The organism is Rickettsia rhipicephali str. 3-7-female6-CWPP (assembly GCF_000284075.1).
In the GTDB taxonomy this organism is placed as follows: domain Bacteria; phylum Pseudomonadota; class Alphaproteobacteria; order Rickettsiales; family Rickettsiaceae; genus Rickettsia; species Rickettsia rickettsii.
The window spans coordinates 72,307-97,329 of sequence record NC_017042.1 but is presented as its reverse complement, the minus strand read 5'-3'; the positions used below and the strand labels follow the sequence as shown (position 1 = coordinate 97,329).

Sequence of the window (25,023 nt, the reverse complement as noted above, 5' to 3'; positions counted from 1 at the left end):
TGTAGGAAAAAGAAATGATGGAGAAGTTTATAAATTATTTAAAAGAAAAATTAAATAGTTCATAATTATAACTTAACTTTTCTAGTAGGGCTTTTATCTCTTTGAATATCAAGTTTTGTATCGAATAGCGGAGAATCTTGTAAAAAATCAATAAGGGAAGATTCTTGTGAATTTTCTTTATGATTTGTTATTATACTACATAAACGTTTATTATTATCTAATACTTCTAGATTTACTTCGATTAAAGGTGGAGTAAGTAAATGCTTAATAATTTCAGACCATTCTATTAAAATTAAATTGCCGTTTAATAATGCCTCTTCAAATCCAAGTTCATAAATTTCTTCAGGTGATTTAAGACGATACAGGTCATAGTGATATATAGTGAAGTTAGATGCTTTATACGTTTGCAGTAAATTAAAAGTCGGGCTTATAATGCTTGTATTTTCACCGCAAAAATATTTAATAATTTCACGACAAAAAAATGTTTTACCTGCTCCAAGGTCACCGTTAAGTAAAACTATATCATTTGGTTTTAAGCTTTGTGCTAAAAGCTTTGCAAGCTTCTTTGTCTCTTCTTCGCTATTTAGTGTATGCATTTTTTAACTTGATAAATCATTTGTAAATATTGATTCTGAAAAGTGTTGGAATCTATATTCTGCACATTCCAGTTTTCGCTATTTAATATTATTATTTTAGCGTTTAATTTGTCGTATAATCGTGAATTTTGTTCATTACTGAAAACAAGACATTTGTTATTAGACTCTTTAATTAAATCTTCTAGCTTGCTTATATATCGGAGGCTTTTTTGACTTTCGCTATATAATTTTGCAGTTTTAATATTAGTATTAAGAAAAAAATACTCGCTACTGTCACTTAATAAAATTACGTCTTTTATCGTTGCAAGCTCATTATTTTTAATCTCTTGTAGCTTATTTAATTCTTTAAGTGCTGTTGAAAGGTTATTATTAATATCTTCTTGTAGCTCAGGAAAATTTTTACTAAATATTCGTGCAAATTCCTGTAGTAAAATCACAGCATTATTAAGATCAAGCCAAATATGCCAATTATCTTTTATAGTGGTTAAAGATTTAATATCACTGATTTTTATAATGTTTTTGCTATAATTATCAATTAATTTCTCGGCAAAACCGTCAAATTGTTCATTAATATAAATTGCTATATCGGAATTTTTGACTTTTACTAAATCACTAGGTTTTAAATTATAATGATGTGGGCAGTCACTACTAATAGCTAAGCTCTCGATATCCGCTTTATCCTTAACAATCATCGAAACAATACTACCGATTGGCGTAATACTTACAACTATCTTAGGCTTAGCATAGCTAGTAAGGCTGAGGAATGTAAGGAATAGTAATGCTAGGTATATCATCATCCCTGCGAAGACTTGCTTGCGTTGATACCAAATCGTCATTGCTAGCGACTGAAAGGAGCGTGGCAATCTTAGGATTTTGGCACGAGATTGCTTCGTCAAAATTTTCAATTTTTCCTCGCAATGACAGTTTGATGTACTAGCTCTCATAATTTCTCCAATAACTCTAATTTACTAGGTTTAAAATCCTGCTCTATCCAAAAATTTTTTAGATATTCTAGTTTTGTTCCTATCTCTTTTTTTTCTATATTCATATTTAACAAATCATTACCGTTTACTTGGAATTTAGGACGTAATAACGCATCATATTTAAGGATAAATTCTTTTACTTGTGAATGATTTAATTTACCGATTATGCTAGCTGCTAATAAATATTCCTTATAATTCTTTTTTTCAAACCAAATTTTTTTCATGTTAAATTTAGCGTCATTCAGAAAGTTCGTTATTGATAATATTTGCATTGCTTCATGTTTTAAGAATTTCCAATCTAGAAAGACCTTTAAATTAAAATCTTTTTGACAATATAATAAGAGTGCATATCGAGTCACTAATTCTAATTTAAAATCATTTGCCTGCTCAAAAAATTTTATTTCATAATTTTGGATAGAGAATATTAGTTCTAATATTCCTATTTCAAACATAGCTTTTAAAATTTGTGCTGCTCTTTTTGAAACAATAATTTTATCCATTTCGCTTTTAATTCGCTCTCGTGATAAAGTTTTTAAGCCGTCTTTTAAAGCTTTACATGCTTTAAAGTTGCCATCATCAAGCTGATTCGCATAATAGCTAGAAAACCGAAAAAAGCGTAGAATTCGCAAATAATCTTCTTTAATTCTATCTAGAGCTTCCCCTATAAATACAACCTTTTCCTGCTGCAAATCCTTAAACCCTTCAAAATAATCATATATCTCGTTCTTAAAGGGACAATAGCTTAAAGCATTAATAGTAAAATCTCGTCTTGCGGCATCTTCGGCAAAATCGTTGGTGAATATTACTTTGGCATGTCTGCCGTTACATTCAATATCTTTCCTAAGAGTCGTGATCTCAAATTTTTCATTATTTAAAGTAGCCGTAATCGTGCCGAATTTTAAACCGGTCGGAATAGTTTTTATTTTAGCTCCAGATAAAATATTTGTTACTTCACTAGGTGTCAAATTAGTAGCTATATCTATATCGTAGCTACCTTTCTCAAGTCGATCTCTTGGATAACTTGCTTCTAAAGGTAATTTGTACGTCGATTCGGCAAATTCCTCTTTATTAGCTTTGTTATGCAAGAGATCTAGTAACGCATCACGTACGCAGCCGCCTATAAGTCTTGCTTGTCCTTTTTCATTTAAGAGACTCAAGATTTTTCTATATCCTTTTGAGGGGATTTTTAGTATTTTGTGTGTAACTTGCATTATTCGATATTAAGCTCCCGTGGCATTTAGATTTATAATTGAGATTAATATGAATTTCGGCTTTCTCACAATGATTATCTTTATTAATGACAATTTTTTGTCTGTAGTTGGTTAAAAAATATTATTCTCTAAAGGTAACACCATACTATCTTTTTGTCCAAACCAATTAGCCCAGTAAGTTCTATTGAAAGCAGGTATTTTATCAGCATGTATTACTAGTTTATTTTCTCTATCTTTAACGCCTACCGCCATATGGCCATATGCATTTGCATCAAATATTAATTCCGGCTTTGGGGAGTGATATTGCCATGATTGCAAGACCAAGCAAACGCCAAGCGGTTTTCCATATACAAATCCAAAAAAGCCGAATAAAAAGAGTAATATGCTGAAATTGGTAATATAACCGAAATACCATACAGCAGCTGGTGAACTATTAAAATAGGCGGCTGATTTTATTATTATATCAATAAAGAATCCCATAAGCTTTAGAATATCGTTATCAAACCCGATCATGGTAAAAGGCAGAGATAACAAAGCAATTGGCATAAGAAAAAATGACGTTATCGGAACGACAATGAGGTTAGCTGGTACTGAGTAAGTAGCAAATATAAAGAATTGATTAATTACTACAGGTGCCGTTATGATGCTTGCTAAGAAGTTTGAATAAATATTTGAGGCTATATAAAGTTTTACTGCTCCAAAAATGCCTTTCTTTTCTCCAAGTAACCATGAATTCTTTAAGTAAAATTTATAACCGGCAACAAGCGATAATACGGCGATAAAAGATAATTGGAAACTTGGATGAAAAATATATTCGGGATTTAACGATAATATTATAAAAGCCGCAATTGCAAGTGAACGAAGGGGAAAGCAAGAGTGTCTGATAATAATACCGTAAATAAAAATTGCAGCAGTAATAAAAGCTCTAGTCGCTGCTATTTGCATACCGCTTAGTTCTAAATAACTAAAGCTGCCTATTAGCGAACAATAAGCAGAGATTAATTTTATATTGAAATTATATGCCAAATAATTTGAAAGATTTAATAAAAACCTTGTAGTAAGGAAAATAATCATCACGACTAAAGATAGATGCAATCCTGAAACACAAAGCACGTGTAATAATACCGCTTTGCCTCATATCCTGCATTATTTGCCTGTTTCGTCTCGCCAAGTAATATTGCAGCTGCAAAATTCCCTTTATCTTTTCCTAGCTTTTCTATTAAATTATTATAAATATAGGAACGCACTCTATAAATAAAACTATCAAAATTTGTTTCATTACGTTCTATAATTTGCGGCTCAGGCATCGCATAGCCGTTTGCTCCAATATCCGATAGATAAGCGTAAAAACCAAAATCATAATCCCCGGGTAAGTATACTATTTTGCGGCTTATAGAGCTTAGCAAGCAAAGTAATTCGGTTATTTACCCTAATTTCTTGTATATATTTTTTCGGTATACTAATTTTAACTTTTTGTAAGTTACGATTAATTTTTTCTATCTTTATACGACTTAATACTACTTATCCTCCTATATAATAGTCGGTTTTATCGATTCTATTTTACCGCTAATTTTAGTGATGATAGCTTTATAAAGCATTTCGCTATGTGTAAATTTGTCACACGATATTTAGAGATGAATATGCCAAAAATAAAAGCAATAATCACTCAGTAAATAAACTGTAAAAATATATTAGAATTTCTAGTAAAAGTTAATATTAAACAAACACAAAAAATGAAAAAAATTGTTGTAAATGAAAGTTCAAAATCAAGCGAAAACAAACAATAATACCGTAAAAATAAAACTAACAAAATACCAAATATTTAAATTATTATACTCCGTTTCCAAAGTTATTTTAAAATATTGTAGTATTTTCTATCAAAAGTTAAAAATACATTATACGTCATATCTGTTATATTTTCAATAATTAGAACAAAATTCTCTTGTAATTATAAGTTAAGATAAATTAATTTTAATATTGCTTTTTATTAACTTATTTATTAGAATACCCAACCGTTTATGTATATAAAATTTTAATTTAAATTGAGTATTTGTAATGAATAAGTTAACAGAACAACATTTACTAAAAAAATCAAGATTTTTAAAATATTCTTTGCTTGCCTCTATTTCAGTAGGAGCAATAATTGCAATACCTTTTGAGGGTATGGCGATGAGTAAAGAAGCATTTCGTATAGACCTCAGTAATAAATTGTTGAATAATTTGTCACAATTAAATGGAAACAAAGATACGACAAATACCCCGCAGCAGATAGGAACAGTAATTGTACCGGAACCGGAAATAAACACATATACTCCATCTGAAATAAGAGAAATGAAAATATCTAACAAACCTAAGGCATCTAATCCATTAAAAGATGTTCCTGTAGAGGATCATTATAAAGTGGTAGCACGTAGTAAGTCTGATGTCGGGAAAGCAAGAAAAGTACGACCAATTACTAGACGCAAAACATTTGTAGGCACTGAAAAAACAGAACAAAGTCAAAATACTTATACTCCTGAACCGACAGAACAAATGCCTCAAAAACCAGAGATTATAATAACAACGTCTTCGCCTACTGTTAGTCCAGCTTCAAATAGTTTTGTCACTGCACCTAATACACCAAATACTACCCTGATATCACCTGAACATTATACTACGGCACCTGGTACTCCATCATCAACACCGGCGACTCCGTATCAGCCTACTTCAGATTCTAAACCAAATGATAGTTTAGGAGCTAATACACTACCAAACATAAACACAAACTCAAAGGCAGTACGCAGATTATCGTTTAGCAATAGCGACCCGCAACAACAGACAGTGCAATCTAGCTCACAGGTTAAACCAGAAGTTCCTCCGAAGTCGACATTTGTACCGTTGCCTATAAAAAAAAGCAGTACTGAAATTGCAGCAGGAATGGTAAGTAATATATCACGAGTTAATGAGATGATAGGAATCAAGTTAGCTGAAGTAACACAGGCTATTCAAAAAAATACCACAGATACAAAAAATACAAAACCATTGCAGAAGTTGTATACGCAGCTAACTTCAGCACAAAAAACAATAGAAGCACTCAAGTCAAAAGCTGAAAAGATAGAAACACAAATCAAAGTAGGTGAAAATAAAAATAAAATAAAGAAACTTGAAAAAGAGTTAACAAGTAAAAACAATAAAGCAGATAGATTATTTCAGAAAATAGAAAAAATAGATATTCCAGCAAATAAAATTTCGATAGAATCGCAGGAAACAGTTCCGGTTACAACGGTGTCAACCCAAGTTAGTGCGTTTCAAGCACAGCAAGCAAGAATTAATGAGGCTCAGCAAGGTATATTAGTACAAAAAAATCAACAACATATTGCTGCAAAAAAAACAAAAAAACAGCAACAAGCAGAGGATAAGGAAAGAACAGAAAGAGAAAAGAAACAAAAGCAGTTATCAGAAATAAAGAAACAAGAAAAAGCTATAAAAACGGCAGCAGATAAAGCTAAAGAAGTAGCTGCTAGTGTGAAAAAAGAAACAAGTAGAACGGCATTACGAACCATGCAAGATAAAACGAATGGTTATTCTGAACAATTAAATGAGATAGAGGCAAATCTAAAGTTATTAACTCCTGCTGTTTATAATAGTTCTACCGGTTCTACTTATAAGCAGCCGCCAAAAGCAAAGCCAACCATACCATTAAGTCATGGGGTTCAGAGAATTTTAGGTGAACAACTAGAGGATGAAGAGGGGTACTTAGTACCAATAAAAGTTCAGCAGCAACCTTATATAGTAACATTGCCAAGTCAAGAAATAGAGGACCCTAGAAGTATGGATTCAGGATTGGGGAGCTTATCAAGCGGCACTTTAGGTAAAGAAACAGGTGAAGATGTTGGATTTTATTCAGGTTGGGGAAATATGCCGTATACGCAAGCTGCTAATGTGAATAGTTCATTACAGCTTTCAAGTCATTCAAAAGATATTTACGAGGCTAAGGCTTCACAATACATTAATTATTTGAATAGCATACAGCCAAATCAGTCAAATCAAGCTCAAATAGATGGTGTAATAGATAGTTTAGTGACAGAAATGAGAAAGTTAAGTGCGGATCAATTTAATCAAAAATTAGGTGAGATTGCACATCTTGCCAGTATAAAGGCATATGAAGGTTTGTTCTTGAAATTATATGACGTTCAGCAAGCTAGAGTTCCGGAAACTCAAAAAGTATATGAGCAAGCGGAAATATTTCAGTCTTATGCAGAGTATGAAGAGAAGTCAAGAAAAAGCGCTACTCCAATATTATCACGCTCGTCTTCAGCTAAAAGTGACTCATCGAGGAAAAATAATGTAAGTGGAAGTATTCCGGAGATACAACAATTGCAATCAGAAAAAATGCGTACCGAAACTTTAGGTGTGCAGAATGATCTAGGGTTAGATTTACATTCACAAGAAGAACGTTTTGATTCAGGCTTTAGGAGTTTGGAAAGTCAAAATTTGTCGTCAGCCTATGATTTCGATCAACTATCAGCGAGTTGGGATGCAGCGTATAACCAAAGAATGAATACAAATGCACCTCAAGAAACTTTAACTGAAGAAAGTACCTATTCAGGTTCTAGTAAGAAAAAACAAGGTAATATAATAAAGAGAGCTGTATCAAAAGTAGGGTCAATTTTGCAAACAAATGATGCAGAGAACAGAAAAAAGAAAGGAGATGGAGAAACCTCAAAGCAAAGAACAGTAGATCAAGAGGGAGGATTTGGCCACGCTTGGGGAAATGAGAATCATAAGGAGTCTAGTTTAAGTGTAGTTAGTGGATTCACAAAAAAGGCAACTCAGCTTATAAGCCTTTTAGATGCAAAGAGAACCGCAATACTGCAAACAACCAGTCCTTCACAAAAAAAATCACTTAATTTAGTTTTACAGGAAATAGAAAATGATTACCAAGAAGCAATTAAAATCTCTCAAGAATTACAGCAGGTATTAATACGCAAACCGGAAGATATAAAAGCATATAATGCAAAAGCAGAAAAAAAATTGGATGCTATTAAAAGCAGAGCAGATAAACACTTTAATAATATAAAAACAGATGCAGATGTTGGATTTAATCCAAATTGGGGAAATAGCCATTCTATACCGACTGCTAATATGAATAGCTTACCAAATTTAGTTGATAGTACTATTAAAAAAGGTACACAGCCATTATCTACTATATATGAGTCGGTTAGTTATGAGAATTTAGCATCAGAAACAATATATAAGACAGAGCAACCTAAGACAGAGCAACCTAAGCCATCTGTAAGTTACAAGAATACTAGTAAACGAAAATTACCTATACCATTATTCAGAAGTGCCGAGCTTGACAAGAAATTAGATTATTTGGATTTAGAAGATAAACTATTAAAAGTAGAGGAAGCTAGAATAGTTAAGGAAAAGCAAGCTATTGCCAAATTGAATCAATATCAAGATCCAGAAAACCTAGAATTTAAGCGGTTAGCTGTAGAAACACGAGACTTATCTTCAAAAGAATCACAATTAAAAGAAAAAAGGAAAGCCATAGAAGCAGCATTTTCTTTAAATGAAGAGTATTCAAGCACAGATGTATCAATATCACGTTCCTATTCAATTGGTGACATAAGCAGTTTACTTAGTGATGCAGAATCAAATCTATCCCGTTCACCTTCGGTTAGTGGCTTAGAGGATTTAAACAATTCTAATGTTATGAAATTAGGGGAATTAGAATCTAAACATGATGAAAAAATAGCCAATGATTGTAAAGCTAAGGTAACTGAGAGTAAGCCGGTATTTTCATGTTCATCTTCAGTTGGTAGCATAAACAGCTTATCTAATGGTGATGATTTGAGTAGTCGTGATGTTGTAACTCCGGTAGATACTCTAACTATAGAAATTGATAAAGATTATGTAGATACCTATATAAGAGTATTAAGCAATAAAATACAAAAAATAGAAGAATTGCCTGGCTCAAGTTCTAGAAGTGAGGAACTTAATCATATTAAAGAAGCAATGGCTTATATAAGTAATCGTATACAGGATGTAGAGGAATTAGATGAAAAAATGCTTTTAGCAATAAATGCACGATTACAAGAACATGATGAAAAAATTTCTTCGTTACTTCTAGAGAAGTATACAGGCGAAGAAGCTGCAGATATTCTTGCTCAGTTATTGTTACAAGACATGTTAGTGTCGGATGGTAAATCAGAATCTACCTTACCTGCAGGAGATGAAGAACAAGAAGACACAGAAGTAACAGAAGTAAGTAGACAATTATCTTCATTACCTGCACTTGCATCAAGTAATGAGTGTGCATTAGCATTAAGTGACGATAGAGAAAAGGAATGTTTAGCATTAGGCGATGGTAGCGAAGATGAAGAAAGTTATGATTCAGGGGTTGAAGAGGAAGAAGAAACAATAGGGCAATTATCCGATTCCGATGGGGGTAATCTTAAAATAACGGAAGTTGATACGGCTATTCCTCTTGAACAGGAAGCAAAAAAAGAAATGCAAACGCAAATTTCAGAAAACGCTCCTACTTTAAATCAAGTGAAAGTTGTTAATACTATTGTAAATAATATGATTCGTAACAGATTAGATGCATCTATGAATATGTCTAATAATATGGTAGCAGTAGGAGCCGGTGATGAAGAAGAGTCTCATATAAAAAGAGGTTTGTGGATGCGTGGTATGTACGGCACTAATAATCATGGACGCGTTGACAATATGACCGGTTATAGAGGTACTAACAAAGGTGCTACTATCGGGTTCGATGCTGAAATCGACAATAATATCGTAGGTATAGCTTATAGTAATGTTCATTCAGTATTTAAATTTAAAAATAGTAAAAATAATGATAAAGAACTTATTAATAGTCATGTGGTTTCTATTTACGGACAAAAAGAATTACCGAAGAATTTTGCACTACAAGCTTTAGTATCTGCTTCTAAAAACTTTATTAAAGATAAAACAACTTATTCATATGGTGATACTAAAATTAGAAGTAATGTAAAACATCGTAATCATAGTTATAATGCGGAAGCATTACTGCATTATAATTATCTTTTGCAGAGCAAGCTCATTATTACCCCGAATATCGGCTTAAGATACGGGAAGTCACGAGACGGGGTATATCATGAAACCGGTATTAACGTACAAGAAATAGCTCTTACAATGAAAGAGAATAATATATTGTCCGGAATTGTCGGCACTAAAGTCACACTACCTTTAAAAGATGCTCTAAAATTTAATAATTTAGGTCTAACATTCCAAGGAGCGGTAGAACATAATTTTAAAGAGAAAACCCAAAGAATAAATAGAGTTGTTAAAATATTTGATGATACATTCAAACATGATTATCTAATACCGAAGCAACCGAAAACATCCTATAATTTAGGAACGGGTATTATAGGCAGTATCAAAAATACTACTATTTCGTTGGATTATAATTATTATCTAAATAAACATTATAGAAGTCATCAAGGTAGTGTTAAGCTTAAGGTAAACCTATAATTTTTATACTTGCAATATTTGCAAAGGTGTTGTATAAAACTTCTAACTTACTGTCATGCCGTGGTCATAGCCACGGTATGACTAATATATCTATATTGCCAAATTAAGGCCCCTTCGTCTAGCGGTTAGGACACCACCCTTTCACGGTGGGAACACGGGTTCGAATCCCGTAGGGGTCACCATTCTATATTTTCCTATAATATAAGATCTTAAATAATCTAATTTTAAGTTCAGAATAAAAATAATAGTTGAAATAATAACTTTTAATTTATAATGTTTCAAAAAATTCGGTTGAAAACGCAAAGTTCAGTTCAATTTTTATGAAGTATATTTATGAAAGCAGATGTGTTTTCTTCAAAAAATCTAGTTAACTATTCTCAAACTATAAGTGACTATCAAACAATTATAGTGTGTCTAGAAAAGCATGCCCCTTCATTTGTTCATTTAGATTTTAGCAATCTACATTTAACGCTTCCGCAACTAGAGAAAATAGCCGCTAAAATCCAAAATAATAATTTTATCGGTAATGTATAAGCTGGGGCAAGATGCCTAATGCTTCTAGTGAGCTTGTACAAAAGATTGAAAGTAAAATTATCTTAAATAATCAAAACTATAAGCACCACCTTACTGACTTTGTCCATGGTTTATTTAGTTTACATGCTTATATGGATTCTACGGACAATGATATTGTAGAGTTTGCTGTAGAAAAAGAAAATAATGAAAAGGTCAAAACCCGAAATGAACAATTAAAAGACTGGAAAGTATTTAAAATATTTAACAAGCCTGAAATAGGTAGATATTACGCAGTAGCATATGTAAATGAAAAAGTAAAACAAATGGTACTTACCTATCGAGGTACACTACATTTGAAAAATTAGATTTGCTCAAAACTAATTCACCGTTTAAAGCTCATTTTAAAAGTATTTTAGATGGGCAGATAGTGTGGGCACAGCAAGCGGCCGCATATGAAGCTACAAAGGAGATTACCAAATATGCTGAAGAGAATAATTATAATTTATCTTTCACAGGTCATTCTTTAGGTGTGTATGGCTCGCAGAGCTTAGTTTATATTGTGCTCATAGAGATTTTCATTATCCAAAAGCAAAGGCAATCACATTCGATAGCCAGGGTTTAGCTACAGAAAATCTTCAGCCGCAGAGTATAGCCATGAAACTACCTTTGACATAAAAAATTTAAATATAACGACTTATTTATCAGCTCCGAATTTTGTAAATGTCTGTAATCCGCATATTAATAAAGTATATAGATTATTTCCTAAAATTACTCCAAAGCATACAGGTAAGATAATAAATATATTAAATAAAACACCGCTAATTAAAAACTATGTGCTCCCTTGTTATAGAAGGCGTATTATCATTATCCGGTTATTTACTTGATCCAATGCTAGATACTTTTGATCCAAAAACCGGTAAACCTATAAAGTATGAGGAAGTACTAGATTGGCCTCGCATAGAATATAATCCTAAAGATAATACGCTAATAAATAAGGCACTTTTTATACCTTTAGCAAGCAATCTAATATATAAAAATGCTACTGCAACGACATTTGGAAGCTTCTTAGAGGTAATCGATCAGCTTATAAGCGGTAATATTGCAACCGGACAATTTTTAGAGGTTTATAAGCATTTAGAAAATAATGCCGCACAAGGTTGCCCATCAAAAGAGATCATAACCCCTGAGGGAAAATTTAAACTTTCTTACAAAGGTCATTATCGTATAAAAGAAGTAAATTTGTCTGTAGATATAGCAAATACAAATAATAAAGGCAGTAGCGATTGGTATCTAGCACACAGTTGAGCAAATTGAGTATAGATAAAAAAGAAATACCAAATTTAATAAAACAACAGTTAAAAGTAATAAAAGAACTATATGAAATAAAACCTCAATATGGCATATATTATATATTTACAAATTTACCTAAAGTTAAAGTAGATGACTTAAGAGAGCAAATTTTAAGGTTAATTGAAGTAAGTAGGGAAGCAAAGAAAGTATTAAAAGACTGCAATGCTTATACTCCTAATGAATCAATTAAAGTTACAGAAAATATAATTAGCAATTTACCCCCTTTATTAACTTATAATCTGATTGTCCGTAATGAAATACAAATAGAAGAAACTTTAAACGAAAAACGATTTGTAACAGCTAGTGCTTTCGCTGGAGCCGGTAAAACCACTCTAGCTATAAAATATGGAGATAGACAAACACAAGCGCAAAAGAAAATAGTACGTTTTATTAACGCAGATTCTGCAGACAAAGTCCTTGAAGCATATAGACAACTTGCTAAAGAATTTACTATTTATGTAATAGATGAAAAGGAAGAAAACATAATAAGATTAGTCCATGAGAGGATTGCTAATTTAAATTCAGCTATATTATTTATTTTTGATAATGTTGAAGATCATAAAGATATATAGCCTTATCTTAACAGTATAATTAATATACTTAATGATAAGGCACAAGTGATAATTACTACTAAAAATAATAATTTAAGTGATGATATAGAAAATATTATATTAGAGTCTTTTAGTAAAAAAGAAACGATATTATATTTAAAGAAATCTCTAAAAAATAGATTAAACAAGAAAGATATTGATGATAAATTAGTAGAAGACTTTGGTAGTAACACGATGCTGCATCACCTTATAGGCTATATAAAGCAGTAGCATATTTAAAAAAGCAAATAAATTACTTAAAGTAAATGATTACATTAATTACTTTAACAATAGCAAAGATGATCATATAGAAACCGTTTTATTACTACAATTATTAGAAAAATCACCTTTAGCTCGGCAGATATTACAATATTCTGCAGATGTAGACCCTGATTTTATCAGTATAGAGATTTTCAAAGAATTATTTTTAATAGATAAAGAAAAGCTACAAGAACCTATAAAAAGGTTAGAAGCATTATCGATAATGAATCTAAAATACCAAAATAGACAAGCCGGCTTACAATTACATAGATTAATGCAATTTATAACAAAGCAATATATAAATAAATATAAAGAACATGCGATAGATGAAAAAGAGATTTATACAAGACTAGCAGAAATCTTAGATGATTTATTTCCAATATTAACAGATGTTCCAAGTGAAGACTGGGAAATTCTAAAATATTTTATCCCCATGTAGTAAAAATATTAAATGATGATATTGAAATTGATAAATGTAGAAAGGCAAATTTATGTCAAAAAATGGGTTATTATATGTAAATTTGAAGAATAGTTAAAATATTATAAGAAAGCTTTAAAAATCGATCATGAATTAGTGTTCATCCTTCTTTTATTGCTAGCTCTCTTAATAATATCGGAGTGATTTATGAAAATTAGATAATACATACGAAGCTATATAGAGTTCTATAAACAATCTTATTTAATGTACGTACAAACTTTAGGTTTAGGTCACTACAAGGCTAAAAACTTATCTCAAAAAAATTGGACCAGAATTTATAAAAAATAATGAAACTAGGGAGTTTATATTACAAAGAGGCGATTTTGAGGAAGTTACATTAGAAATTAAACAAAAAATACAAAAGAATGTTTTAAATAAAATATATATTAATGCTGCTAAAGATAAGTGGAATAGTAAGTTCTCAATCTTAGGAAATTGGGGGGTGAAAGGCTATTTAGGCGATAGATATTTAGCAAAACAACTAGGAGTTTTATCTGACCTTAAAAATATAGAAATAGCTAAAATGTTATGTTTTGAAGCGATTTGCTTAGGAGCGATTAATAACAGCTCTAGTAAAAACTTCACTTGTGTAAAAGAATTTGTTAGAGCCTATCCTGAATTAACAAATAAGATAACAAACGAACATCCTGAATATTTTATTGATGGCTCGATATTACGGGTATGTGTTAATGATGAAGCAATTTTAAATAAATTGCTAGCTAGTGGTTAGTGTGGCTATGTAGACCCTTATCCTGAGGAAAATCAGATTTATTCATTAAATTTTTAGCAATGTTACTTTCTGAAAGCTTAACTGATTGAAAATATTCGGATACAAGTTTTATCACTTCATCACAAAATTCATCTTGTAGCTCTTTACTTGCGGTTGATTTTTGGTTTTGCATTAACTGTATAGCATCAGATTTTTTATGCTCTAAAAATTCTTCAATTTCTTTAGTTTTTTCTTGAATGATTTTCTTGGTAACTTCATTACTTTCTTCTATCATTTGAGAGCGTAAAGTTTCTAATTTCTTTATTTGTGCGTTGGTATGTTTAAAGAGCAAAGCAGCATCTTCTTTTAACTTTTCAGCTTTTAGAACTTTTTCTTGGACTTCTAAAATCTTAGCATCTAAAGAATTTAAAATGGCTTTTTTTGCCGGTCTATAAACTAAATATACAAAAATTACAAAACTAACGGCAAGCCAGAAGCTCTCATCTAGGAAATTCATTATTTTACTTTTATATTTTGTAGTAAATTCATATCTGCTTTAGTGCCGGTTATTTTTTCAATAATATTAACGGCAAGCTTTATGATTGCTGCGCTTTTATTAGTTCTAAATTGCTTAGCAGCTAAATTTATATCTTCAATGTTTTGATTTATAGAGTTTTTTAAATCTTGCTCTAGATTCTTTTTTTTAATTAAAAATTCTGATTCTAAAGAGTCTATTTTTTCTTTTTTTAGCCTATCTATTTCAGTATTTGTTTTGTCTATTTCCTCGTTATAATATTTATTTAGCTTTTCTACTTCTATGGTCAATGTATCGGCTTGCGTAATATTATCTTGAATATTTGTCTGTCTATTATTAAAAATTTCTTCAGCTTTTGGAGTTATAAATTTATAAACAAATATATACAATAAGCCGAAAGTTACGATAAGCCAAAAAATTTGTGAATGATAGGTAGCAATATCAAATTGAGGCATCTTATTTAAAAATGAATTTTAAGAAAAAATAAGTAACATAGCAATTACAAAGGAAAAAAGTCCCATTGCTTCAGCAAGACCTGCACCGATCAGAGCCATTCTTTGTAAGTTTTCTGTAGCCGAAGGGTTTCGTGCTATTGAACTAAGTAGAGAGCTAAATATATTACTAACGCCTAAAGCTGCACCGTACATGCCGATAGCCATAAATCCTGTACCAATAAATTTTAAAGAAACCATATCCATAAAAAACCTCACTTTTAATTAATCAAAAAATTTTATCTAATTATCTTTAGAAGCAAGTTGTGCAAAAAGCCTAGTGTAAATTAATAGCATCATTAAGATACATACAAGATAAAATAGTAAAAATATAAGCTTGAAGTATTGCAACAAAAATTTCAAACCCAATTAGTATCATCATAAGAGGGATTGGCAGAAATTTCAAGTAAATCATTAATGAAACGGTAAAACCGGCTATTACTTTTAATAAAACATGTCCCGCCATCATATTAGCGGCAAGTCGCAATGATAAACTAACCGGTCTTGCTAAATATGTAAATAGTTCAATTACTATCATCAACGGTGCTAACCATAAAGGAGTACCGTGCGGTAAAAAAAGGGTTAAAAAACGTAAGCCGTGTTTTACAAAACCGACTATAGTTACCGTTAAAAATACTAGAATTGCCAAGGTAAAAGTAACAATAATATGACTAGTAGTAGTAAAGCTATAAGGTGTCATACCAAGTAAATTACAGAATAAAATGAAAATAAATAAACTAAAAACTAACGGAATAAATTTACGTCCTTTTACTCCTATGTTCTGATTTAACATATCAGCTACAAGATTATAAACTATTTCAGCACTCACTTGTAATCTAGAAGGTACTAATTTCCGGTTATAAAAAGCTAAGTAAAAATAAGTTAGAGCTAAGATGCTAGCAAGTAACATATAGATACTCGAATTAGTAAAGCTGACGTCAAAACCGAACATTTTGATGTCTATTAATTTTTTGATATCAAATTGTGCTAAAGGGCTATGCGTCATTTCCTTACTTTTTATTATTTACTTTTTGCCTTATAATGTTAAAGCCGGCAATCATTCCTATTATTGTAAATATAATAAGAAATAAAGGTTTAGAATTAAAAAATTTATCCGTAAATATCCCAATTACGACACCTACCATTGTACCTGAAACTAAATCTACAGCGATAGTGAACGGGCTAATTTCTTGCCGAATTTTAGGATTAGAAAACTTAGGAGTTTTTAAGTCTTTAATTCTTGCTTTGATATCTTTTAGTTTTTCCGTATTCATTAGTTTATCTCCGTCATTGCGAGAAGACGCCATCTCAGGATATTTAACGAGATTGTCGCACAGTCTACGACTGCTCGCAATGACGATCTAAATTACAAGCTCATTTCATTTTTTGCTTTTTCTTTCTGCTCCTCTAAAGCTTTATCAACTGCTGTGGAAATAGTATCTATGCTATAACTTCCTGTTTGTACTCCATTAACGAAGAAAGAAGGAGTACCTATAAATTGGGGTGCTTTTGCTACAAAATTGGTATTAGCAATTAGTATTTCAGTAATTTTATCATTATTTAAACATTGTTTATATTCTTCCGGAGAAATACCGCCAAGTTGTCCTATATCAGTTAATAATTCTCTGTATTTATTGCTATATGCCCACTTATCTTGTTGTATTAATATAATATTATGAAGTTGTGTAAAACTATTTGTATCCCCCTTGCAGCGGGCTAAAATTGCAGCATCTAAATCTTGTTTAGTAGCAATAAATTCACGAACCACATATGCAATTTTGTTAGTATCAATATATTTTTTCTTAAGTTCCGGAAAAATTGTTTGATGATAATAAGCACAATGCGGACAGGTAGGAGAAAAATACTCGACTACTATAACATTTGATTTTTTGTTACCGAGAACCATATCATTATCATCAACTTTAAAAGTGACTTTAACAGGTTTTATTGCAGGATTTTTTGGTTCTTGTGAAGCCGGCGTTGATACTTCATCAGTCTGATTATTATCATTAGCAGGAACTATTGATTCAGCCGTATTTTCAGAATTTACGGCTTCCTGATTCGTTTCTTTAGAAGTTTCGTTATTTTGTAGAGTTTCGTGCTCTATTATTTGTTTTTCCTCATGCTTCTTATCTTGTGCTTTTTCTTCTGAACAGCTACTCAAAAATAATAAAAATATTAGTACAATAAAAATACTTCGCATATTTATTCCTTTAACTTATTAATATTATCTACAATAAGATCGTATCAATTTTATTTCAATAAAAATCTCTACTTTATAATAAAAGCAAAGTGTGCTATACTATAGAAAATAATAGTCTAACATTAAGTTCTTAGGCATTAAAACCACTACGGAGGAATTAATAATGGCAAATACAACACAATCCGAACATAAAACCGAACAAAAATCCGAGTTTAAAATAGGGCAGAGAATTGTCTATCCTGCACATGGAGTTGGTGAAATAACAAATATAGAATATCATACTATTGCAGGTACTGAAATTAAAGTATATGTAATTTCCTTTTCGCAGGATAAAATGACATTAAAAGTGCCTGTTAGTAGAGCTGCGGTTGTTGGTCTTAGAGCGGTTGCAAGCAGAAAAGATTTAGATGTCATATATTCAACTCTTCAAGGTAAACCAAAACAAGGAAATAGAATGTGGAGTAGAAGAGCCCAAGAATATGAAGGCAAAATTAACTCAGGTAATATTGTAGCCATAGCCGAAGTATTACGGGACTTACATAAAAATGTTGATAATGATCGTTCTTACAGTGAAAGAACACTCTACGAATCAGCTTTAAATAGACTTGCAGGCGAGCTTGCTATCCTTGAAAACATCCACCCAACCGAAGCAATTAATAAGTTAGTTGAAGTATTGCGTGAAAAATTAGTAGCATAGTTATACTAGTTCAACTTGAAAAATTGGCTGTGTCGTCTTTGTAAGTCCTCGGATGCTCACGTATTAAGTATACGCTCCGCTCCTCGGCTTACAGGCTCCTTGCTCTTTTCCAAGTTGAGCTTCGTATAGCTACTCTTCATTTACTTGGATTATATTTTTATGGATTGGCTGTAGTCTACGGACTACTCGCAATAACCGAAAAGCTGATCCATGCAACAAAGCAGACTTGACCACGAACATTTTAATTACTCTACTAACAGATAATTCATCCGGAATTTCTCAAGGGATGTATTAACTACATAGTCAACAAATTCTTTTAATAATTTTGGATCTGTTACTTCCTGTCCTTTATCGTCACGAGCAGTTAAAAGTTTTGAATTAATTTTTTCAAGAACGCCTTTCTTAATATCATCAATATTATGCGTACCGTCTAACATTTCTAAAATATATTTTTCATGTATCGGTATACCTACCATATCGTTAAGTCTATTAGTGACGCTAAACACGCTAGTTACATTATTAAAATGTGCTTGTTTTGCTTGGTATCTTGCAAATTTGCTAGTTTTAGGTTTTTCGGTGATAGTTGCTATAGCATGAGGTTTGGTCTCAAATATTTTGAGATAACCTTGAAAAATGAATATGATAAAATGCTGTTCTAATGCTGCTAAGAAATCTTGTAATTGATATTTACCAAGCTTTTTAAAAGCTTCTTTTGCTACTTGTTCTAAGCTTATCGGATTGCTAATATTTTCAGCATATACATATAAAATAGCTTTCATGATCGGCGAAGTGGTTGAAATAAAAGGCTCAGGTAAATTTTCGTAATAGAAGCTGACATTTTCCTGTTCGTTAGTTAAATCAACAGCTTTTTCTAGAATTACCGGTCTAATATTAAGGCTAGTAAAAAACTCTTTTAAATTATTAAATTCAATTTTTCTGTTTATAGGTATGTTTTGATGACATAATAATGTCGAGCGGAACTTTCTATTAGTGATAAAATCCATATATTGCTCAGTACGAACAATATCATTAATGGCTTGTAGCTTTTCTGCTGCCTGAGTAGGTAAATTACCGATAAACATTGCAGTAAGCGATGTATCACCTAAGTAATTTAGATGATTTTTTTGAGCTTTTTCTATGAATTGGTGAAAATATGTACCTGTATTAATTTCGCCTAAATATTCATGTAATACATATGAGTCCGTATATGCAGATAATAATTTTGTTTCATCTCGTAAGAAATTAGAATAAGGCGTTGTGGAACTTTCTAATGAGTCATTGATGAACTTTAAAAGTAATCTAGCTTGCTGTAATTTATCATGGCTAGTATTAAATAGCTCTGAATGGAACATAATCATTTCACGTATTGTTCCCTGCATATTCCAGCCCGGGAGCGTATTATAGCTTACAAAAGCTATGCCGTTCGGATTTAGCAGTTTATTACAGACTGCGAGTATTTTATCTTGTACTTCTTCAGGTACCCATGAATATACGCCGTGACAAACTATGTAATCAAACTTACCGTATGACTCATCAAGGTCCAATATAGATAATGCCTTTAGTTCGGCATTTTTTATTTTCAAATCACTGATAATTTTTTTACCTAATTCTATTTGTGTTTTGGATAAGTCAACACCTAAAGATTGTGATTTAGGATATGTTTCAGCAAAGTTAAGCAGATTAACACCAATTCCACAACCGAGTTCAAGTATTTTAGCAGTTTCAAGAGGTGGAGGATTTAGCCCGAATAGCTTGCCGATAGTTCTTAAATAAGGTGGGGAGGTATAACTGAAAGTAAATGGAGAATAAGGTACTTCATCATAGGATATTTTATTAGCTTGTTTTTTCATAGTATTTACATAAATTAAAAATTAATTTTAAGCAGTTTCAAAAGATTAAGCAATATATTTATATACAAAAAACTTTAAATTTAACTAATGCTCATATAATATGTAAGTGAAGTGTTATTTTATGAAAAATAATAATAGTTATTTTGGTTTTTTAAGAGGTGCGATAAAAATCAAGAAGGATGTTGTAAATTTTTCTTGTGAATCTGATTGGGATAGTGCTTTATTGTATGGATCAGAAAATACTCTTGATGTCATTCCCGCTTTTAGCGGGCGTTGTTACATGGTGCGAGAAAAGTGTTCAATGTTATTCCTGCGAAAGCAGGAATCCAGAAAAAAAGTATTAAATACAGCAAATTTTTGGAATTAAAAGCTCGATTTATTTCGCTTTATGCTGGATTCCTGCTTTCGCAGGAATGACATTATTACACAAACTATAACTTAATCAATTGTGCTTTAGTTGCAAAATTTTCTATTCCCTCGAGATTGGTAGTGGTAACCCATAGTTGCATGTTTAAGTCGGTAAAAAATTCGATTAAATATTGACGTCTTTTGTCGTCTAAATGCACAAAGACCTCATCTAAAAGTAAAATCGGTGCTATTTTAGTTAGCTTTATAGCATAATTCATTTCAGCAAGGATTATTGCAATTAATATAGCTTTTTGTTCACCGGTAGAACAGAATTTGGCTAAGATATTTTTCTTTTGATGCTTTACTAAAAAGTCACTTTTATGAACTCCAAAACTAGTGCGACCAAGTAGTTTATCGTTGCTTCTTGTTTGATAAAGTTCTGTAGTAATAAAACTAACAATATTTTCTTCGCCGTTTAATATTTTTTGTTCAACAATGCCGTCAATCGATAAATCGGCTTTTGGAAATTCATTTTCAAGGTCATCTATTGCTTGCTGCATAAATTCTAAGGTTTTTAAGCGATTATTAGCAATATGGTTAGAAATATCAGCCATCTTTTCTTCAATAATTTTAAGCCAATTATCATCTCTTATATCTTCTACTAGAATTTTATTTCTCTCATGCATGTAATATTCGTATTTACTAACTAGCTCTGTATGCTTTGGATTAAAATTATAAACTATTCTATCAAGAAATTTTCTTCTATCACTGCTACTGCTTGTAAAGATTCCTTCCATGTGCGGAGTCAGCCATACCATGCTAGTGAATTTACTTAACTCATTATTGGCTATTTTACTTTCGTTATACTCAGTTATCCTTCTATTAGAACTACGTTTAAATTGGGTGGTAAATTCTGCAAGTCCTAGCTTACTTTGCAATAGAGCTTTAACTAGACAATGATCTTCTGAAGTTTTGCATATATCGGCAAGTTTTGCTGATCTCAGCCCTCTTCCTGGATAAAATAGCGATATAGCTTCTAAAATATTAGTTTTACCGCTACCGTTTTCACCTATTAAAATTATTGGTGTATTATCTGTTTTTAGTTCAAGATTTTTAAAATTACGATAATTCTCAAGACTTAAGGAATGTAGGAAGATATTTTTCATTTTATGAGAGAATAATAGTTAAATTATTGATACGTTGCATTTATACCGTCTAGAAATTGCCATAGTAGTTTTGCTCCTTTTATTGCTCCTTGATATGCTATTTTTGTTCTTTTGAGCTTAAATTATTAATCAAATTTGCACATTCTTGTGTATACACCATTGATCAACTTTACTATGAACAATATTGTAAAGTTCTGTAATCTGAAATTCCATAAAATTTTTGTAACCCTTGAATTTTAGAGTTAGATACTTTAGGAGTCTGACGCTCATAAGCATAAAATGCTCCAAGACCTATAGAAAAAGATTTCTCTGTTAATTTAAAATAACCTTGAACAAGTTTTTGAGTTGAATCTAATTTAGGTTCTGAAGTGAGTTGGTTTCTTAAACATCCAAGTCCTTCAGCAAAACGTTTCCATAGTTCCGGGTGATTTTCTTCACCTTGTTCTTCTTCTATAAGATTACCAAGTAATATTTGTCTAGCTTGTATATTACTACATTTGGAATGTATTGCACTTATATAACGTGGGAAAGCTGTAACGTGATGATAATATTCTTTTGCGTAAATTTGTAAAGTAGAATGAGTAAGTTTTCCCATATTCCACATAATTGATAAAATGGATGATTTAAAAGGTTAATATTGCTCAAGATTTTTATATTAAGCTGTTCTAAAAATTGCATCTTACCTCCTTTTAGAGGTTATCAGTAAATAAATTTTAATTACTAATTAAAATTTATTTACTGATAACCTCTTAGTAATTTTATAAATCTGATAATTGTTTGTTTTATCTATTATTACAGAATGCCATTCTGCTAAAAGATTAAGAGGCAAAAAAGTATCTCCATCATAATTTTTATTTATTTTTGTAAGTAAAAATTCATCAATAAGATTTTACTCTAGGAAAAGAGTCGCTATTTCTGCCCCTCTAACCATAAAAATTTTCTTATCAGTAAAAGGTTTTATTACCTAAAATCATCTAAAGATTTAATAAAAAATATATTATTATAAGATTGTAATGGTGTATTTCTTGAAAAAACAATACAAATATAATTTTTTAAAATCTTTGCAGGTATAGAGTAAAAGGTTTTTCGTCTCATGACTATATAATATTATTTTTTACCGTCTGATAAAAATATTCAAACTCCTTAGTATATAAGATCAATGCATTTAACTATACATATTTAATCATATGGTCTGCTACAAAAAATCTTTGATGCTCTATAAACATTATGCACTCGTAAATAATCAACTACGTTTTCCATTAAATATTTTGATATTGCTATTGTTTCTAAGTCTCTTTCCGGTGCTTTGGAATTATAAAAAGCAGAAATATAAGATTTTCGTGAGTGTCCTAACAATATCTCACATCCTAGAATTTATATATATTACAATATATTTTTTTAAATTCTTTAATATGTTGTAATATATATAAATTTTGATAAACGGATTTTCCAAAACCAATTCCAGAATCAGAAATGATATTTTTTTATCAAATTCACATTTTTCTAATTTTGTTATTTTTTGCTCTGTCTATATATTTAAGTTAGCAAGCGGAGATTTATCGAAATCAAGACATTTTTGTTTTTGCGGTGGAACGGTTAATGAATGCATAGTAATAATTTTACAATTATAATCGGCAATTAATCGTAATGTATAATCATCACAAATTGAGGATTTAAAACAAGAGAGCGTATAACTCCTTGATTTTCAATTAAATGTGCTATTTCTGCAAAGGTTTTATTGTTGTAAAATTATTGATCGGACATGAATAACGACATTCCAAGCTTAAACCTGCAATTAGATGAATAAGAAACGGTCTGTTTAATAATTTAGGATGCGGTATCTTTAAATCAGGTAAATCTATATGGCAATTATTCCAAAGTAGGATATCTAAGTCAATAACTCTTGGAAACCATTTATCGTAAGAGCTTGCTCGACCTAGTTGTTTTCAATCTTTTTAAACTCAATTAGAAGTTTACTAGGCGTTAAAGTACTTTTGCCCTGCACCACCATATTTAAATATGATTTATCCCAAGCTTTATCTGCATTAGGTGGTAAAATTACAACTTTTTAGTAAATTTAGAGCTTTTTTAATATTTACAAGTCTATTACCTAAATTACTGCCTATAGAAATATAAATCATAGTGTCTCCTTTCCTGAATAAGAAAAAGAAACTCCGCCATGCACTCCTGAAACCGGTGATTTTAATTTAGTAACGGTTACGTTTAGAAAAATCTTTTCTAATTTAGATTCGATAAAATTTTGATAAATAATATTATATATTTGTACGGCTAAATACTCGATAAGATTAAAGTGATTTTCTTGAGAAAGTTTTTGTACTAGCCGTACGATTTCTGCATAACAAACAGTATCGTTTATATTATCCGTTACAGTAGCAAGGGGAGGAATTGAGAGAAAGAGTTTTATGTTAATTTGTACGGATTGAGCGTGGTGTTTTTCTTGAGTACTGCAGCATGCAGCCAAGATGTACCCAAGTTATTAGTTCCGAAATATTAAGTTTACATGCATAATTTAAGTTGAAAGCTTGAATACCTATTCATAATATTAATGTTAGTTTAGTATAAGCTCTTTATAAAAAGATACAGTAGTTAAATTGATATACCGCCACTTTTTTTAAAGCCGGCATGAGCTTTTTCAAGTTTTTTAATAAGTCTAGGTGAATATGATTTAATGTCTTTTTCCTTGCCGCCTTCATATTTTTGAGCGAGTTTCATGCCCCCTCTGATCATATTATAGGCGAAGTTCATTAGCTTCGTTTCGCCTGCTATTCTTTTTGGGTTCATGAACATATAAATTTGGTAAACGGCAAAGCTTTTTAATAAACGTTTTAAGTCTATTTTAGCTTGTTTGGTTAAACCTTGTAATTTGTCTTTTGGGTTTGCAAGGTTTTTATTAGCATCTCTAACTATTTTAGAATGCTGATGCATTAAATAATTACTGACTTCGGCAACATTCTTGTTAATGAGCTTCTCATCCATTTTAAGCATTTTAAGCTTTAAGTTTTTAGTTTTACCTAAATACTTATGGATTAATAAGATAATCCGACTTTGCAGTTGAGTTAAATCCATAGTTTGTTCATTTAAGATAGCAAGCATTCGTTCCATCTCATACTCAAATTCTTCATTTTGGCTTAATTCTTCAAAAATTTCCTCTACCTCTTTACTTTCAAGTACAAGATTGTCACTAATACCCATTAATGCATCTTTTATTTGATCAGCAATTTTTTTGGTATCTTTGGAAAATTGATTATTTATCATAATCTAATTCATCGTTAAATATAGCTATTTTTATACTAGCACCACATTTCTGCTTGTCTATAAAAATAGTATTAAGAGATATTAAATTTTTCTCATTGAGGGATACTCTGAGGAATTATAACAAGCACCTAACATATTGCTAGAATCTTCATTATTATCATAATAATATGGTCAAATGAAGAATTAAGTGTAAACCTTCAGATTTGATCTGACATATTAAGATTGAAATTAGAAGAGTTTGTGGGTATGTAGATAACTAAGGAGTT

At 30.9% G+C, this 25,023-nt stretch carries 26 protein-coding genes, 1 tRNA gene and 4 pseudogenes; 12 read left to right on the top strand and 19 right to left on the bottom strand.

Annotated features, from left to right (window positions below; translation table 11 throughout):
- Nucleotides 1-65: 65 nt before the first annotated feature.
- The 4 genes and pseudogenes from tsaE to MCC_RS08735 all read right to left on the bottom strand — a co-directional run bounded on the left by tsaE (nucleotide 66) and on the right by MCC_RS08735 (nucleotide 3,928).
- Nucleotides 66-596, bottom strand: coding sequence for a tRNA (adenosine(37)-N6)-threonylcarbamoyltransferase complex ATPase subunit type 1 TsaE (gene tsaE / locus MCC_RS00605; RefSeq protein WP_014408093.1), 531 nt, complete (start codon nucleotides 594-596; stop codon nucleotides 66-68).
- Nucleotides 584-1,540, bottom strand: a complete 957-nt coding sequence (locus MCC_RS00600) for a metal ABC transporter solute-binding protein, Zn/Mn family (protein ID WP_041405389.1) — start codon at nucleotides 1,538-1,540, stop codon at nucleotides 584-586. Before MCC_RS00600 ends, tsaE begins: the two co-directional genes overlap by 13 nt.
- Nucleotides 1,537-2,790 carry a CCA tRNA nucleotidyltransferase gene (locus MCC_RS00595; protein ID WP_014408091.1) on the bottom strand — a complete coding sequence of 418 codons (1,254 nt, stop codon included), beginning with the start codon at nucleotides 2,788-2,790 and terminating at the stop codon, nucleotides 1,537-1,539. The genes MCC_RS00600 and MCC_RS00595 overlap by 4 nt, the downstream gene beginning before the upstream one ends.
- A gap of 111 nt (nucleotides 2,791-2,901) precedes the next feature.
- A pseudogene (locus MCC_RS08735) lies at nucleotides 2,902-3,928 on the bottom strand (ComEC/Rec2 family competence protein).
- 917 nt (nucleotides 3,929-4,845) lie between these two features.
- Between MCC_RS08735 and MCC_RS00585 the strand changes: the two are divergent.
- The 10 genes and pseudogenes from MCC_RS00585 to MCC_RS00540 all read left to right on the top strand — a co-directional run bounded on the left by MCC_RS00585 (nucleotide 4,846) and on the right by MCC_RS00540 (nucleotide 14,212).
- Nucleotides 4,846-10,290: an autotransporter domain-containing protein gene (locus MCC_RS00585; RefSeq protein WP_014408088.1), complete on the top strand. Its 5,445-nt coding sequence runs from the start codon at nucleotides 4,846-4,848 to the stop codon at nucleotides 10,288-10,290.
- 107 nt (nucleotides 10,291-10,397) lie between these two features.
- Nucleotides 10,398-10,472: transfer RNA gene (locus MCC_RS00580), tRNA-Glu, on the top strand.
- 151 nt (nucleotides 10,473-10,623) lie between these two features.
- On the top strand, nucleotides 10,624-10,824 hold the full coding sequence (locus MCC_RS00575; protein WP_014408087.1) for a hypothetical protein: 201 nt from the start codon (nucleotides 10,624-10,626) through the stop codon (nucleotides 10,822-10,824).
- Nucleotides 10,825-10,835: 11 nt separating this feature from the next.
- Complete coding sequence (locus MCC_RS09845) at nucleotides 10,836-11,168, top strand: hypothetical protein (protein WP_014408086.1); 333 nt, start codon at nucleotides 10,836-10,838, stop codon at nucleotides 11,166-11,168.
- 466 nt (nucleotides 11,169-11,634) lie between these two features.
- On the top strand, nucleotides 11,635-12,108 hold the full coding sequence (locus MCC_RS00560) for a hypothetical protein (protein WP_041405388.1): 474 nt from the start codon (nucleotides 11,635-11,637) through the stop codon (nucleotides 12,106-12,108).
- Nucleotides 12,109-12,113: 5 nt separating this feature from the next.
- Nucleotides 12,114-12,725 carry an ATP-binding protein gene (locus MCC_RS09840; protein WP_231288718.1) on the top strand — a complete coding sequence of 204 codons (612 nt, stop codon included), beginning with the start codon at nucleotides 12,114-12,116 and terminating at the stop codon, nucleotides 12,723-12,725.
- Nucleotides 12,726-12,770: 45 nt separating this feature from the next.
- Nucleotides 12,771-12,974, top strand: a complete 204-nt coding sequence (locus tag MCC_RS00550; RefSeq protein WP_231288717.1) for an NTPase — start codon at nucleotides 12,771-12,773, stop codon at nucleotides 12,972-12,974.
- 253 nt (nucleotides 12,975-13,227) lie between these two features.
- Nucleotides 13,228-13,443: a hypothetical protein gene (locus MCC_RS09835; protein WP_231288546.1), complete on the top strand. Its 216-nt coding sequence runs from the start codon at nucleotides 13,228-13,230 to the stop codon at nucleotides 13,441-13,443.
- Between the two features lie 26 nt (nucleotides 13,444-13,469).
- A pseudogene (locus MCC_RS09830) lies at nucleotides 13,470-13,640 on the top strand (tetratricopeptide repeat protein).
- Nucleotides 13,641-14,005: 365 nt separating this feature from the next.
- Nucleotides 14,006-14,212, top strand: coding sequence for a hypothetical protein (locus MCC_RS00540; RefSeq protein ID WP_041405469.1), 207 nt, complete (start codon nucleotides 14,006-14,008; stop codon nucleotides 14,210-14,212).
- Here MCC_RS00540 and MCC_RS00535 read toward each other — a convergent pair.
- The 6 genes from MCC_RS00535 to MCC_RS00510 all read right to left on the bottom strand — a co-directional run bounded on the left by MCC_RS00535 (nucleotide 14,202) and on the right by MCC_RS00510 (nucleotide 17,420).
- Nucleotides 14,202-14,708: a F0F1 ATP synthase subunit B gene (locus MCC_RS00535; RefSeq protein WP_014408085.1), complete on the bottom strand. Its 507-nt coding sequence runs from the start codon at nucleotides 14,706-14,708 to the stop codon at nucleotides 14,202-14,204. The genes MCC_RS00540 and MCC_RS00535 overlap by 11 nt on opposite strands.
- Nucleotides 14,708-15,181, bottom strand: coding sequence for a F0F1 ATP synthase subunit B family protein (locus MCC_RS00530; protein ID WP_014365150.1), 474 nt, complete (start codon nucleotides 15,179-15,181; stop codon nucleotides 14,708-14,710). The genes MCC_RS00535 and MCC_RS00530 overlap by 1 nt, the downstream gene beginning before the upstream one ends.
- Nucleotides 15,182-15,199: 18 nt before the next feature.
- Nucleotides 15,200-15,424, bottom strand: coding sequence for a F0F1 ATP synthase subunit C (locus tag MCC_RS00525; RefSeq protein ID WP_014365151.1), 225 nt, complete (start codon nucleotides 15,422-15,424; stop codon nucleotides 15,200-15,202).
- A gap of 70 nt (nucleotides 15,425-15,494) precedes the next feature.
- Nucleotides 15,495-16,223 (bottom strand): F0F1 ATP synthase subunit A, encoded by a 729-nt coding sequence (locus tag MCC_RS00520; protein ID WP_014365152.1) that lies wholly within the window; start codon nucleotides 16,221-16,223, stop codon nucleotides 15,495-15,497.
- Between the two features lie 4 nt (nucleotides 16,224-16,227).
- On the bottom strand, nucleotides 16,228-16,491 hold the full coding sequence (locus tag MCC_RS00515) for an AtpZ/AtpI family protein (protein WP_014365153.1): 264 nt from the start codon (nucleotides 16,489-16,491) through the stop codon (nucleotides 16,228-16,230).
- Nucleotides 16,492-16,583: 92 nt separating this feature from the next.
- Complete coding sequence (locus MCC_RS00510) at nucleotides 16,584-17,420, bottom strand: DsbA family protein (RefSeq protein WP_014408084.1); 837 nt, start codon at nucleotides 17,418-17,420, stop codon at nucleotides 16,584-16,586.
- A 163-nt stretch (nucleotides 17,421-17,583) separates the two neighbouring features.
- On the opposite strand from MCC_RS00510, the gene MCC_RS00505 reads away from it, so the two are divergent.
- Nucleotides 17,584-18,117, top strand: coding sequence for a CarD family transcriptional regulator (locus MCC_RS00505; protein WP_008581156.1), 534 nt, complete (start codon nucleotides 17,584-17,586; stop codon nucleotides 18,115-18,117).
- Between the two features lie 10 nt (nucleotides 18,118-18,127).
- Here the strand turns inward: MCC_RS00505 and MCC_RS11020 are convergent.
- Both MCC_RS11020 and MCC_RS00500 read right to left on the bottom strand, forming a co-directional pair.
- Nucleotides 18,128-18,230, bottom strand: a pseudogene (locus MCC_RS11020) (palindromic element RPE5 domain-containing protein).
- A gap of 132 nt (nucleotides 18,231-18,362) precedes the next feature.
- Complete coding sequence (locus MCC_RS00500; RefSeq protein WP_014408083.1) at nucleotides 18,363-19,967, bottom strand: methyltransferase regulatory domain-containing protein; 1,605 nt, start codon at nucleotides 19,965-19,967, stop codon at nucleotides 18,363-18,365.
- A 121-nt stretch (nucleotides 19,968-20,088) separates the two neighbouring features.
- Here MCC_RS00500 and MCC_RS00495 point away from each other — a divergent pair, with 121 nt between their 5' ends.
- On the top strand, nucleotides 20,089-20,334 hold the full coding sequence (locus MCC_RS00495) for a hypothetical protein (RefSeq protein ID WP_014408082.1): 246 nt from the start codon (nucleotides 20,089-20,091) through the stop codon (nucleotides 20,332-20,334).
- 64 nt (nucleotides 20,335-20,398) lie between these two features.
- On the opposite strand, the gene recF is transcribed toward MCC_RS00495, so the two are convergent.
- From recF to MCC_RS00470, 7 genes and pseudogenes are all read right to left on the bottom strand, one after another.
- Nucleotides 20,399-21,481 carry a DNA replication/repair protein RecF gene (gene recF / locus MCC_RS00490; protein ID WP_014408081.1) on the bottom strand — a complete coding sequence of 361 codons (1,083 nt, stop codon included), beginning with the start codon at nucleotides 21,479-21,481 and terminating at the stop codon, nucleotides 20,399-20,401.
- Between the two features lie 172 nt (nucleotides 21,482-21,653).
- A complete protein-coding gene (locus MCC_RS00485; protein ID WP_014408080.1) occupies nucleotides 21,654-22,076 on the bottom strand; it encodes a CADD family putative folate metabolism protein in 423 nt (140 codons plus the stop codon).
- Nucleotides 22,077-22,205: 129 nt separating this feature from the next.
- Nucleotides 22,206-22,632 (bottom strand): annotated as a pseudogene (locus MCC_RS09825) (dihydrofolate reductase); the annotation flags it as partial.
- A gap of 28 nt (nucleotides 22,633-22,660) precedes the next feature.
- Nucleotides 22,661-22,837: a hypothetical protein gene (locus tag MCC_RS09820; RefSeq protein ID WP_231288715.1), complete on the bottom strand. Its 177-nt coding sequence runs from the start codon at nucleotides 22,835-22,837 to the stop codon at nucleotides 22,661-22,663.
- Nucleotides 22,838-23,199: 362 nt separating this feature from the next.
- Nucleotides 23,200-23,367 carry a 2-amino-4-hydroxy-6-hydroxymethyldihydropteridine diphosphokinase gene (locus MCC_RS09815; protein ID WP_231288760.1) on the bottom strand — a complete coding sequence of 56 codons (168 nt, stop codon included), beginning with the start codon at nucleotides 23,365-23,367 and terminating at the stop codon, nucleotides 23,200-23,202.
- Nucleotides 23,368-23,618: 251 nt separating this feature from the next.
- Nucleotides 23,619-23,963, bottom strand: a complete 345-nt coding sequence (locus MCC_RS00475; protein ID WP_014408078.1) for a dihydroneopterin aldolase — start codon at nucleotides 23,961-23,963, stop codon at nucleotides 23,619-23,621.
- 125 nt (nucleotides 23,964-24,088) lie between these two features.
- Nucleotides 24,089-24,757 (bottom strand): DUF5394 family protein, encoded by a 669-nt coding sequence (locus tag MCC_RS00470; RefSeq protein WP_014408077.1) that lies wholly within the window; start codon nucleotides 24,755-24,757, stop codon nucleotides 24,089-24,091.
- Nucleotides 24,758-25,023 lie beyond the last annotated feature (266 nt).